Source organism: Streptomyces sp. SID486, assembly GCF_009865385.1.
In the GTDB taxonomy this organism is placed as follows: Bacteria; Actinomycetota; Actinomycetes; order Streptomycetales; family Streptomycetaceae; genus Streptomyces.
Genome location: NZ_WWJT01000800.1, coordinates 1 through 2,974, shown reverse-complemented (window position 1 = coordinate 2,974; position 2,974 = coordinate 1). Strand labels below are relative to the sequence as shown.

Sequence of the window (2,974 nt, the reverse complement as noted above, 5' to 3'; positions counted from 1 at the left end):
GCCCACGGTCACTCGTGGGCGGTCGCCGCCGGCACGTTCATCCGCGACGCCCACGGTCACTCGTGGGCGATCGCCGCCAGCACGTTCATCCGCGACGCCCGCAGCGCCGGCAGCAGGGCGGCCACCACGCCCACCACGGCCGAACCGAGCACCACCACCACGATCGTGCCCCAGGGGACCGCGAACGCCGTCAGGCCCCGCAGCTCCAGCACCTGCTGCATGCACACGCCCCACACCAGCCCCAGCGCCAGCCCCAGGACGGCCCCGAACACCGCGATCACCACCGACTCCAGCCGGATCATCCGGCGCAGCTGCCGCCGCCCGAGGCCGATCGCCCGCAGCAGCCCGATCTCCCGGGTCCGCTCCACCACCGACAGGGCGAGGGTGTTGACCACACCGAGCACGGCGATGACGATCGCCAGCCCGAGCAGCGCGTACACCAGGTACAGCAGCACGGCGATCTGGTCGTGCACCAGTTCCTTGTAGTCCGCCTGGTCGCGCACCTGGACCTGCGGGTAGGCGGTGAGCGCCCGCTCCAGCCGGGTCCGCAGACCGTCCGCCCGCGTGCCGGGGGCCGCGTTGACGTACAGCGCCGAGTCCTGCCCGTCCGGCACGTACCTCTCCAGCGTCGAGAGCCCGAAGAAGATGCCGCCCTGGGTGCCGAAACCCTCGGCCGACTCCTGGTCGGTCAGCGCCGCGACGGTCAGCTCCGCCCGGCCCCCACCGGGGAACTCGACCGGCAGGACGCTGCCGAGGCGCACCCCGTGGTCCTCGGCGTAACCGGCGTCCAGGGCCAGATGACCGGGGGCCAGCGCGGCGGCCGAGCCGCCCCGCGCGTACGTGAGGTGGGCGACGTCGTCCAGCCGCGGGCCGTACCCGGCGGCTGTCGTGACCACCCGCCGGCCGTCCGGCAGCCGTACGGCGACGGGGGTGAGGCGCTGCCGCACGACGAGCCCGACCCCGCCGGTCGTGGTGACACGGTCCGCGATCCGGCGGGTGAACGGGGTGAAGTCGGCGCTCTGCACGACGAAGTCGGCACCCAGCGTCCGGTCTATCTGCCGGTCGAACGACGCGGACATCGAGGCGCTCGCCACCGACATCCCGCCGACCAGGGCCAGCCCCACCATCAGCGCGGCGGCCGTGGCGCCGGTCCGGCGCGGATTGCGCAGGGCGTTGCGCTGGCTCATCCGGCCGACCGGGCCGAACAGCGCGGGGAACGCCCCGCCCAGCACCCGGATCACCGGCCGCACCAGCAGCGGCCCCGCGACCACGGTCGCGATCAGGGTCAGGGCGACCCCGACACCGAGCAGGGTGGCCGCCGGCGCGGTCCGGGTCGCCGCCGCGCACCCGGCGAGCGCCGCCGCGCCGGCCGCCCCGACGACCGCTCCGGCGACCGCCCGCATCCGCAACGGCCTGCCCACACCGGCGACCTCGGCGTCCGCGAGCGCCGCCATCGGCGAGACGGCCGCCGCGCGCCGGGCGGGCAGGTAGGCGGCCACGAAGGTGACGCCGAGACCGACGACGTAGGCCGCGACGGGCGTCGGCCAGGCGATCGTCATCCGCGTGGCGTCCAGGTTCATCCCGAACGTGCTCATCAGCCGGATCAGCCCGAACGCGAGACCGACCCCGGCGGCCAGACCGAGAGTCGAGCCCACCAGCCCGAGCAACAGGGCCTCCGTGAGCACCGAGCGCCGTACCTGCCGCCGGTCCGCGCCCAGCGCCCGCAGCAGCCCCAGCTCACGGGTGCGCTGCGCGACGAGCATGGAGAACGTGTTGACGATCAGGAACACGCCGACCAAGAGAGCGACACCGGCGAAGCCCAGCATCACGTACTTGATCACGTCGAGGAACGAGCCGAGGCTGGCCGCGGCCGACTCGGCCTGCTCCCCGGCGGTCTTCACGTCGTACCGGCGGGTGCCGAGCGCCACGCCGATGCGGCGCTTGAGCTCGGCGTCGGAGACGCCCGCCGCCGCGTCCACCGAGACCCCGGTCGCCCTCGCCGACGAGCCGAGCAGTTCCCGGCCGGCCACCGCCGGGTCCAGGTAGACCAGGGCCGCGCCCGGGTTGGTCGTGGTGAAGGTGGCGATGCCGACGACCCGGACCCGGAACGTGCCGGGCTGCGCCTGCACGGTCAGCGTGTCCCCGATCCGCACGTGCTTGCGGCCGGCCGTGTCGGCGTCCAGCATCGCCTCGCCGGAACCGTGCGGAGCGTGTCCCGAGGTGAGCCGCACCGGGCTGTGCGGGGCGACGTGCCACGTCCTGGTGATGGTCGGCGCGCCGGTGGCCGGTCCGACGGACTTGTCGTGGCGGTCCACGACGACGGCGTTCTGCACCGAGACCTCGGCGCGGGCCGCGGCCACCCCGTCGACCTTCGCCACCCGCTCCCGCAGCGCTGCGGGCAGCGTCTGCACCGTGCCGCTCAGCCGTCCCGAGCCCAGCCCCTGCTTCGGCTGGACCGTCACGTCCGCCGCGGTGGAAGCGAACAGCCGGTCGAACGTGCGGGCGACGGTGTCGGAGAAGATCAGGCTGCCCGCGACGAACGCCACGGACAGGATCACGGCCAGCGCGGACAGCGCCAGCCGCCCCTTGTGCGCCAGGAAACTCCGCAGGGTCGCCTTGAGCACCGGGTCAGCCCTCCTGGGCGAGGCGTCCGCCGCCGGACGGACCGCGGACCGTGTCGAATCGCTTCATCCGCTCCAGCACCGCGTCCGCCGTCGGCTCCGGGATCTCGTCCACGATCCGCCCGTCGGCCAGGAAGAGCACCAGATCGGAGTGGGCGGCTGCACCCGGGTCGTGCGTGACCATGACGACGGTCTGCCCGAGGTCGTCCACGGCGCCGCGCAGGAAGCCCAGCACCTCCAGGCCGGCCCGCGAGTCCAGGTTGCCGGTCGGCTCGTCGGCGAAGATCAGTTCGGGCCGGGAGGCCAGCGCCCGCGCGCACGCGACCCGCTGCTGCTGGCCGCCGGAGAGCTGG

2 protein-coding genes are annotated in these 2,974 nt (G+C 74.5%); both read right to left on the bottom strand.

Annotated elements, in window-relative coordinates; translation table 11 throughout:
- Positions 1-56 precede the first annotated feature (56 nt).
- Positions 57-2,624, bottom strand: coding sequence for an FtsX family ABC transporter permease (locus tag GT045_RS38035; protein WP_161336998.1), 2,568 nt, complete (start codon positions 2,622-2,624; stop codon positions 57-59).
- A 4-nt stretch (positions 2,625-2,628) separates the two neighbouring features.
- Positions 2,629-2,974 (bottom strand): ATP-binding cassette domain-containing protein (locus tag GT045_RS38030; protein WP_161336997.1); only part of this gene is annotated, 346 nt, incomplete at its 5' end.